The sequence below is a fragment of the Allobosea sp. P4_C6 genome (assembly GCF_056402015.1).
The window spans coordinates 1-8,534 of record NZ_JBFUIF010000085.1 but is presented as its reverse complement, the minus strand read 5'-3'; the positions used below and the strand labels follow the sequence as shown (position 1 = coordinate 8,534).

The 8,534-nt window shown below is 61.2% G+C and carries 8 protein-coding genes and 1 pseudogene; 7 read left to right on the top strand and 2 right to left on the bottom strand.

Annotation, left to right across the window (positions count from 1 at the left end):
- The 7 genes and pseudogenes from AC1DVA_RS25455 to AC1DVA_RS25425 all read left to right on the top strand — a co-directional run.
- A partial coding sequence (locus AC1DVA_RS25455) for a hypothetical protein (RefSeq protein ID WP_476807726.1) occupies positions 1–308 on the top strand: 308 nt, incomplete at its 5' end.
- Positions 309–672: 364 nt separating this feature from the next.
- A pseudogene (locus AC1DVA_RS25450) lies at positions 673–829 on the top strand (integrase core domain-containing protein); the annotation flags it as partial.
- Positions 830–883: 54 nt separating this feature from the next.
- On the top strand, positions 884–1,114 hold the full coding sequence (locus AC1DVA_RS25445; protein WP_476807727.1) for a recombinase family protein: 231 nt from the start codon (positions 884–886) through the stop codon (positions 1,112–1,114).
- A 438-nt stretch (positions 1,115–1,552) separates the two neighbouring features.
- A complete protein-coding gene (locus AC1DVA_RS25440; protein WP_476807725.1) occupies positions 1,553–2,344 on the top strand; it encodes a hypothetical protein in 792 nt (263 codons plus the stop codon).
- Positions 2,345–2,467: 123 nt separating this feature from the next.
- Positions 2,468–2,881, top strand: coding sequence for an excalibur calcium-binding domain-containing protein (locus AC1DVA_RS25435; protein WP_476807724.1), 414 nt, complete (start codon positions 2,468–2,470; stop codon positions 2,879–2,881).
- Between the two features lie 123 nt (positions 2,882–3,004).
- Positions 3,005–3,193, top strand: a complete 189-nt coding sequence (locus tag AC1DVA_RS25430; protein WP_476807723.1) for a hypothetical protein — start codon at positions 3,005–3,007, stop codon at positions 3,191–3,193.
- Positions 3,190–3,579 (top strand): thermonuclease family protein, encoded by a 390-nt coding sequence (locus AC1DVA_RS25425; protein WP_476807722.1) that lies wholly within the window; start codon positions 3,190–3,192, stop codon positions 3,577–3,579. The genes AC1DVA_RS25430 and AC1DVA_RS25425 overlap by 4 nt, the downstream gene beginning before the upstream one ends.
- Before the next feature lie 955 nt (positions 3,580–4,534).
- Here AC1DVA_RS25425 and AC1DVA_RS25420 read toward each other — a convergent pair.
- Together AC1DVA_RS25420 and AC1DVA_RS25415 are read right to left on the bottom strand one after the other, a co-directional pair.
- Complete coding sequence (locus tag AC1DVA_RS25420; RefSeq protein WP_476807721.1) at positions 4,535–7,909, bottom strand: AAA family ATPase; 3,375 nt, start codon at positions 7,907–7,909, stop codon at positions 4,535–4,537.
- 419 nt (positions 7,910–8,328) lie between these two features.
- Positions 8,329–8,534: hypothetical protein (locus AC1DVA_RS25415; RefSeq protein WP_476807720.1), on the bottom strand; the 206-nt coding region annotated here is incomplete at its 5' end.

Genomic DNA, 8,534 nt, shown 5'->3' with positions numbered 1-8,534 from the left:
TCGCCTTCGTGCTCTGGGAGCGGTCGGCGGAGGCCCTCCAGCAGGCCTACGAGCACGCGCTCGCGGCTGGAGCCGTAAGGCGGGGCGATCCGATCATCATGGGCGTGATGCCCGGGCCTGCTGAGTTGCCGGAAGCGCGGTGGAGCGATGTTCCGGGGCTTTCCGACACTGAGCTGATGGCGCTCGTGTCAGGTGCCGAGCCTTGTGACCGCCTCAATCAAACGCGGGGCAGCCGCGCTGTGAGGCTGATGCCAGATGCCGAGTTGAATGCCGCCATCATGACGAGCGCAGCGAGGCCGGCGCCATGACGAGAGTGTCACAGCGCATCGCGAAACTGGAGGCAACGCGCCCGGGGAATGGTGTGCGGTACGTGGTCAGCAACCGACCCCTCAGCGATGAGGAAAGGGAAGCGAGCCTCACGGACGCACTCGATGATGGCCACGAGATGAACCGGCCGCTGACAGAGGAAGAATGGCAAGCAACGTTCTGCATGGGCGAAGGGCTCCCCAATTAGAAGCGACGCGGGCGAAATTTGGCGACGTAATGCCTTTCATTCGGCGCCCTCAGCGTCGCCGACTGTCGCGACGTTGCTCGGATGCACTGAGTGGCTGGCGGCACTCTCTGCGTGGTCTGGACGGCTATGCCAGGTTCCGTTCGATTGCGGATCGGGCGGTCGCTAAAGCAGTGCGGGAATGGATCACAGCGGTCGGCGCGAAGACGGCCTTCATCGAAGCTTCGCGACGAGCTCCTCAACGGCGAGATCTTCTACAGCCTTGCCGAGGCCAAAGCCGTCATCGAAAGCTGGCGAAAGCACTACAACACAGTGCGAATCCGGACGACTGGATGATCGTACCGGCGCGCCTGTCGGCTTTATGGGGCGACTCTGGTCATCGCCAAACTCGACCGTCTGAGCCGCGATCCGGTCTTCCTGCTGAGCCTGCGCGACGCCGGCCTCGAGTTCGTCGCCGTGGACATGCCGAACGCCACTCGCATGATGGTCGGCGTCATGGGGCTGGTTGCGGAACAAGAACGCGAGGCCATCAGCCAGAGGACCAAGGCCGCGCTGCAAGCCCGCCAAGGCCCGTGGCGTCAAGCTCGGCAACCCTCGCCCTGAGACGGCGGCCTTCCATGCCGTAGCCCTCGCCGCCGCGGCTGGGTTGAAGGGTGGTGCCGGATCGCGCCGATCAGCCGACCGCTTCGCCGAATTGATCCGGCCCTTGCTTGAGGGCGAACTCGCCGGCCTCAGCGCCAATGCCACCGCGAAGGAACTCAAACGCCGCGGCGTGCAGACCGCCCGGGTGGGATGTGGACCGCGACTTCCGTCAATCCAGAAGACGGGAGTTGGGCTGTGACCCGACCAGCCATTGCCATATCGGCGCCATCTTCTGTCATGTCGCGCTCGCGTTTCCGCCGAGAGCAAATAATTGGCCGACTTTAACAAGACCGCGAGAGGAGGCGAAAGCTACTAAAACGCTGCGGCCATCGCCGCCTGGTCAAAGCGAGCGGCGTTCGCTGCGGGTTTTGACAAACATCGAAACCAAGGGAGCCCAAGATGGACACGGCATCTCTCGTTGTCGCCACCGTAGTGATTGGGGCATTCGCATTTCCCTACCTCTTGCGCGCGACGACAAACCTCCTGAGCGCGACGACAAATGCCGCGGACAATGCGGCCGATTCCACGGAACTGGCGGCCTATCAGCGCCAGTGCCGTGATGCCGATAAATGGATTTTTGATCGTCGTATTCGAGGCGTTCCACCCGAGATGATCTGCGGCTCGGTCCCGGCTGGTGTCGATCATGACGAAAGGGTGCTGTGCGTATTGCCCGGCGTCGATCTGATGGAGCCGCGCGCCGTTCGACGCTCGAGCCGGTTTGGCCGCAGTGCTTCCAGCGGCCCGACCATGCGGTTCGGTGGCGGACTCTCATACCGATTTAGCTCCGGTGAAAGCACCGGCTTCAGCGAGAGCGAGAGCTCCGACGAATTGCGCCAGATCGATCACGGCACGCTGATCTTGACGACGAAGCGCCTCGCGTTTCTCGGCTCGCTGCGAACCAACAGCGGCAGCCTCGAAGACCTGATTGGCATCACTGCTAGCGGCTACGGCATCCAGGTCCATCGCGAGCGTAAGCCGAAGGTCGAGACCTATATGCTGACGAATCCGCTGTGCGTCGATGGCCAGATAATCACTGGATCGATGATCCAGTTGACAATCGAGATGGCGAAGCTCGCTCAGGAAGTCGATGAGTTGGAAGAAGCGCCGCCGGCAGCACGGGCTGAGTGGGTAAATTCGCCGTTTCTGGAAAATCGCGGCAATCCCCTGCAGGACGGTTCCCTGCACGCGTGAGACCGCGAACGCGGCAGAGCTACTAAGTCCCCACGGTAATCGCCGCGCGGTTACCAGGACGCGGCGGCAACTCCACCGCCGTCGCCCCTCGTAGATCGCGGTCGCTCAGGAGTTCAGGTTGTGATGAAACCGACGCTATCTGTACTTTGGCTTGCTGCTTTCGGCGCTGCTCTTTATGCGATCGTCCCGCCTGCGAAGAACGCGTCGGTCTCGCCGGCTGTGGGTGCGGTCGATGCCGCGACAGCCAAAGCTAAGGGCTCGGCGGCAAAGGTTGATTCGCCCGTTCCGAATCTGACGCCTGCCCCGGCCGTCGCCGTGGTGCCGGCGCTGACCAGGGCCGATGCCCCGACCAAGACCGTCGGCCCTGCCAAGGCTGCGGTAACTCCGGCCAGGCCAAAGGTCACGACCGCCTCAGTCTACTTCAAGAACTGCACTCAGGCGCGGATGGCGGGCTATTGGAACATTCAGGCTGGCGATCCCGGCTATGCCCGGCATCTCGACCGCGACGGCGATGGCGTAGCCTGCGAGACGAGGTGATGAAACGCCTGTCTGTTCGCAGGCCCGTCTGGCGGTCTGGATGAAGATAGGCGAGGGCTGTTTCAGCTTCGGCGCGCTGCGTGGGTTTTTCGGCGGCCGTCGCCGCTGATAGTGAGGGAAACCATGAAGATCGTCATCACAGCACTGCTGGCCACCCTGATCCTGACGGCCCCATCTCATGCCGGCACTACGTCCTGCCAGAGCAGGAAATCCGGCAGCGTCACCATCACCACTTGCAGCGGTCCCGGCGGCTTTTCGCAATGCCGGAGCTACCGCGGTGGCAGCGTGAACAAGACCAGCTGCCGATCATGAAAGACACTATCCTCGCCATGTCGCTCGCGCTGTCTCTGACCGGTCCGGCCACCGCCACCACGCTGCTGATCGACGGCGACACCGTCCAGATCGACGGCACCCGCATCCGCCTGCTCGACATCGACACCCCGGAGACCTTCCGGCCGCGTTGCGAGCGCGAGTTGATCCTCGGCCTCGCCGCCAAGCAACGGTTGCGGGAACTGCTCGACAGCGGCCCGGTGACCTTCGTCCCGCAAGGACAGGACCGCTACCGGCGCACACTCGCCCGCGTCTACGCCGGTGGCGTCGATGTCGGCCGCGTGCTGCTGAAGGAGGGCCACGCCCTTCCCTATCGCCCCGGCCCGGCAGCCAAGGCTTCGCGGCAAGCCCATTGGTGTCCGCCGTGACCCGCTGCCGTGCTGCAACTGCGTCGCATTAGCAGCGCTTCAGCCGCTGGTCGGCGGGCAACACCTTTTGCAGATAGATGAAAAGTCCTTCGTGTCCGTCTCGCGCCGCACCGCACATCRCAGGTCATCTATCGAGTCCGAGCAAAGCTTCGAGTATTGCGGTCCGGTCAAGCCGCCTCGCCCTTTGAAGGCTGGACATCCGACTTTATGCAGAATCAGGTATTTTCGAACCGGCTTGTGGTGGGCGTTCACAAAGAATCCGCAACTATGTGCTTTGCACCAATTCTTAAAGGCGTCGTCATTGTTCTTGAACCAAATCGCAGTCATGCCGTCACTTCCTCTCGCGAACGATATTCGCGTTGGACATCACTTGTCGACAAGCGATATCGCCCCATTGTTGGCCCGACCCTATCGACGTTGCTGATCAGGCCCTAGTCATTGGTCGCGCAAGCAAGTGCAATTCATTTGGCGTACGGCACGCTGAGCACGGCCTCAAGCCAATCAAATGCCTTTTCGATGCTTGCTGCGCGCGCAACAGTGTCGGCGCCGCAATGATTGAACTGGCAGCCTTGTATGTCGACAAGGTGTGAAGCGGCATGCCGTTTGACCCCCGACCGGCGCCTAAGCCTCGCCCCATCAATTCGGCGGCAGGTTCTTGAATCGATTAGATAATATTAGAGATGTGCGGGGTCATGCAGGACGCCGATCCAGGGGTCAAACAGGATGCCTATTCACACCAAATGTTCTGACGACAGCTCGTCTTCCCGATCCCGAGACGCCGTGCGATCTCCGACAGGCTCACGTCCTGAGTTGCCACTCGGCAACCTGCTCTTCCTTGGCCCGCAATCGAGGCCGTGCTGTCGCAGTTCGGGGGACGCTTCGCGGGCCTTCACGTCCTGTGGCAGGAGCAGCTTTACAGTTCTCCCCTTGTCACCCAACCGGGGAGGGCCTGTTTTCAAATCGCTTCAGATGACGGGCAGAGCGTGTCGAGCAGCGCCCGAGCCACTTGTAGATCCCGAGTGTCGAGGCCTTCGCTGAACCAGCTATAGACCGGTGCTAATAGATTGTATGCCTCTGCCCCCCGCCTTTGGCCGAGCAGCCTGCGGGCGAAGTCACATGCAACCCTCAACTCCCACATGCGAGCTTTCTGTTCGCGTGCGACCTCCAGAGCCCTACGGTAGCTGTGTTCGGCCTCATCTGGCCGCTTAGTGAGCAGGAGCAGTTCACCACGCGTTCGGTAGACCTCTGCATCGAAGAACCGAATGCCCGTTTCATCCGCCCAAGTTTCAGTGCCTTCGAGGATCCGCAGCCCCTCTTCAGGCTGGCTACGGCGGCCATAGGCTCTCGCCAGCACAGCATCGTGCAGTGAGCGTGCGAAGCCAGGCTGCGGGTGCCGGCGCTTGTATTCCATCTGCTCTGGATCGCAGTGGAGCGCCACTGCAACGAGCCGCTCACGTCGGGCAACCATCTCCTTAATCCCGGAGAGGCCCCATTCTGTGGCAAGGGCCATGGTCTCTTCGTTCGCCTTCCGAACGCCCTCCCAGTCGTCCATGAGCTCTGATAGGTGGCCATTCATGTGAGTGGCGCGAGCCAAGGTAAGATGATGCCCACCTTGACGCGCGAGGATGAGGGCATCAGCTGCTGCCTGCCTTGCCCGATCTGGATACCCCAGGACCCACAGCGTGCAGGCACCATAAATCAGCAGGAGCGGGCGTAGGTGACCGGACTCAATGGTAGCCTCAGGCCAGGAGCGCTCCTTGTACAGGCTGATCCCGCGTTCCAGGTGCTCTTGCGCCTCCTGAAACGCCCCGAGCTTGTAACAGGCGTTCAACAGCGACTGGTGGCCGTTGATCTGGAGGACCATCTCGTTTCGAAACTCTCCCAACCTGAGGAGCTCAAGGCCGAACTTCTCTCCGGTGCGCAACTCCCCGTTCGTCACATGGAACGCAAAAAGCCCCTCCAAAATGGAATGCAGTAGGCTATCGTCTCCCAAATCGGCACAGAGGTCTCGCGCCCGGTATAGCACCTTTCCGACTTCCGCCGCGTCCCACCCCTTTGCGCCAGCAGCAGAGGTCCCCATGCGCACCAGCAGGCGCAGCTCATGCCGTTTTCGTTGCTTCTGGTCCTGGATCAGATCCACCATCGCAACGCCGCGGTTGGAATGCGCAATTGCCTCCTGATGCGCTTGTCGGCGTGCTGCGTTGTCAGCGGCGAGTTGCCAGTACACGACAGCTCTCTCTGCAAGACGGGCCTCACTCAGATGATGAGCAATGAGCTCTGGCTGACGAGTGGTCACATCGGCGTGGCTTTCTTCAAGAATGGCCGCGATCCGCGCGTGATATTCCTGGCGGCGGCTCTTGAGCAAGCTCGTATAGGCGGCATCGCGCACAAGGGCGTGCTTAAACGTGTAAGTCGCCTCGGGTGGTGCTCCCCGGACGAAGATCAGCCCAGAGGAGATGAGTTGCTCGAGAGCAGCTTTCAACTCGCGTTCCCTCTGAGGGCTGATGCTAGCAAGCAACCCAAAGGTGAACTCACGACCGATCACAGCCGCTCTCTGGGCGGCATATTTAGCGTCCGGATGACGGTCCAGACGGGACATAAGAGTGTCATGCAGGGTAGCCGGAATAACGGAGGGGAGCGGACTACCACCTGCAGATTCACTTCCCATCCCTGCTTGAGACCCGCTCTCCAGCACAGCCTTTGTGAGCTCCTCGACGAAGAGCGGCACACCATCTGTCTTCTCGAGGATATGGTTGAGCACTGGGTCTGGCAGCGCCGCACCTCCCGCAATCCAATTGGCAAGCTCGGTCGTCTGCCGACGCGCCAAGCGGTTAAGCGAGATCAGCGTCACATCAGGGCGACTGTGCCACCTTTCTGCAAACTCTGGACGGAACGTGACTAGGAGGAGAACACGCTCTGAAGACATCCGGTCGATCAGCCGCTCAAGTAACTCCAGGGTCGTCGGATCAGCCCAGTGCACGTCTTCTACCACCACGAGCAGGGGCTGCTGCCGAGCTCGGCCGATGAGATACTGGATCAGGGCTTCGATCGTGAGATCCTTCTGCTGTTGAGGATCATGAGCACGCGGTTGATAGCGGCTACCGGTCGGGATCGAGAGCATCGCGGCTAACAGGGATGCCGACACTGTAGCATCGTTCGTGGCTTGGATCAGAAGGCTCTCCAGCTTAATCAGCCGTTCTTCGGGCGTATCCTTACTCAGGAACCCGGCATCCCGTTCGATCTGCTCCATGAAGGGATGCAGGGGCGAATTGCTGAAGAAGGGAGCGCATTGGTGCTGCACTCGAGCATATGCCTCGGACTGCAAGCAGTCGAGCAGTCCTCGCACAAGTCGTGACTTCCCAATCCCAACTTCGCCTGAGAGTAGGGTGGTCTGACCCTCACCGCCGCAGGCCTGCTCCCAACAGCGTACCAGGATCCCAAGTTCTTCCGCCCTCCCAATCAGAGGCGCTGCACCCGTACGCAGAGCTTCGAAGCGACTTTCGACCATCTGAGTGCCGAGAACCTGCCAGGCTGAAACTGGCGCGGCAAATCCCTTGAGATACTGCGCCCCGAGATCTGCAAGTTGGAACTCGTTTCCGAGAAGCTGCCGGGTTGTTGGCGCAATCACCACTCCGTCCGGTGGAGCAAGCGCCTGTAGCCGTGATGCGAGACTTGGCGTCTCACCCGTGACGCTCTGCTCTTGGGCTGATCCTGCGCCGATCAGATCCCCCACCACGACCAGACCGGTCGCTATGCCAACACGCGCATGCAGAGGGTCCAAGCCGGCTGGGAGCGGAAGGCCTGTCACGCCTTCAACCAGAACCAATCCTGCGTGAACTGCGCGGCTAGCCTCATCCTCGTGGGCCTGTGGGTAGCCGAAATAGGCAAGAATTCCATCACCCATGTACTTCGCAAGAAAACCGTCGAACCGGGCGATGACACCGGCGCAGACCTGTTGGAAGGCGCTGATAATGCCTCGATACTCCTCAGGATCCAGGCTACAGGATAGTTCGGTCGATCTGGCAAGATCACAGAACAGGATCGTAATCTGGCGACGTTCCGCATCAGGCTGACGTGGTTGATTGTACCGATAGGTCGGCACTGATGCTGACCCAGGATCGACGGGGAAGCTCTCTGAGAGACCGGCTGCATTGTTCATTGCGGCAATGGCGTCGAGCAATTTGCGGCGATGCCCCACTAAGACGACGCCGAGGTCTTTGAGGTCCTCGCTCGTCAGCCGCGGCACAAGTTCGGCATCGATGTCGTTGTCACGGAACTCAGGCTCGTATTGCTCCAGGCCCAGGCTCCGCAGCCAAGTCGCTATGTCCACCTTCCGCCTCCACTCGGCCGCCCCTGCTCTGCGTGAGCCTCAGTTTACCGCATACCGCAAGAAATGCGCCATGCAGCGTCACGCGCTGACGGATCACGAATGGTCACAGCCGAGGCGGAACTTCGCCTATTGGGCAAGGCTCTAGGGCGCGCACTGAACGGGATGCGCGGTCTTCGAACGTCGTGCGTTTTCAACGCGACCCGTCGAGAGAAAACCGGGGACGTAATCTCGATCGCCGGGCGGGCTTGCCTTGGCGTTGGWTCGAAGGTGGTTGGTGCGGCGGCGGGAGTCGAACCCGCCCGASAAGTGCGCGCGATGCGCGCTGAAGATTGGATCGGTCACCCGACGCCGCGTCGAATCACYTCRGCGTTAGGGKTAGCCAGCTGCGATGACTTGTCACCGGCACAATCCGCTCGCCTCTAATTGGCATTTCGATTGCGCGATTGAAGGCTGTTCTCGAGAGCCGCCCGAGCGGCAACAAAGGCCTCCTGCCTCGCAGGCACGCTGGCCTGTTGCAGCTCAAGCAGCATGAGGGCCGTCTCATAGATCTCGCGAATATCGCCCGGAGCTAGCACGCCTTTCTGCACGAGGCAGCGCAACAGGCCGGCCATGGTCACTGATGACA